The organism is Rugosimonospora africana (assembly GCF_016862975.1).
GTDB classification, from domain to species: domain Bacteria; phylum Actinomycetota; class Actinomycetes; order Mycobacteriales; family Micromonosporaceae; genus Rugosimonospora; species Rugosimonospora africana.
The window spans coordinates 1-1,061 of sequence record NZ_BONZ01000177.1 but is presented as its reverse complement, the minus strand read 5'-3'; the positions used below and the strand labels follow the sequence as shown (position 1 = coordinate 1,061).

Genomic DNA, 1,061 nt, shown 5'->3' with positions numbered 1-1,061 from the left:
TGGGGACGCCGATGGTGGGGTTGGTGCCGGCGTTCATGCCGAGGGTGGTGGGGTTGGTGGTCTGTCCGGTGCCGCTGACGTGTGCGGTGAGGAGGAAGTTGGTGTTGGCTTGGCCGGCGAGTTCGTAGGAGCCGTCGGGTAGCGGGATGATCGCGGGGCTGGTTGCTGGTTGTAGGCCGGCGTGGGTGTTGGAGGTGCTGCCATGGTTGTTGTAGGTGGCCAGTTCACCGGTGTTGGCTTCGAAGGCCACGGCCCAGTCGGTGCCGTTGGCCTGGACAGCGATAGCGGGGTTGGTGCCCGGGTACATTCCGTTGGTGGTGAGGTTGGTGGTCTGTCCGGTGCCGCTGACGTGTGCGGTGGCGAGGTGATGGGTGTTGGCTTCGGCGGCGATGATGTAGGAGCCGTCCTTGAGTCCGATGATGGCGGGGCTGGTTCCGGGGTCGAGGCCGGCATGGGTGTTGGAGTTGCTGCCGTGGTCGTTGTAGGTGGCCAGTTCACCGGTGTTGGCTTCGAAGGCCACGGCCCAGTCACCGTTGGGTTGGGCCGCGATGGCCGGGTTGCTGCCCGGATACATTCCCAGGCCGGTGTCCTTGATCGTGCCAGAGGAGGTGTAGATGAACAGGTGGTGGGTGTTGGCTTGGAAGGCGGCTACCCAACTGCCGTTGGCGAGGCCGGTGATCGCTGGGCTGGAGACAGCGTCCATTCCATAGTGGGTGCTCAGTGTTCCACCGCCGAAATGGCTGAAGGCCAGATAGTGGTTGTTGGCCTGGAAGGCTACTTCCCAGGTGCCGTCGGACAGCTCGGCTGCCGACGGGCTGGTTCCCGGGTCCATCCCGAGAGTGGACTCGAACGTGGTGCTGCCTGATGAGTACTCGGCCAGCACGTGGTCGTTGTCCTGGAAGAAAACCCGGAAGCTGTACGTCGAAGCGGCGGCAGGTTGAGCATTGATCCCGACCAACGATGACCCGACCAGACCAGCCACCGCGACCACCCGCAGCCACCCCGGCACCACAGGCACACGGCCCACGCCACCCGACACACCACCACCAGAACACGCTCTC

General features: G+C 64.6%; 1 protein-coding gene. It reads right to left on the bottom strand.

From position 1 onward, the window contains the following. On the bottom strand, positions 1-1,018 hold a 1,018-nt coding region (locus tag Raf01_RS49085; RefSeq protein ID WP_203925069.1), incomplete at its 3' end, for a hypothetical protein. Positions 1,019-1,061 lie beyond the last annotated feature (43 nt).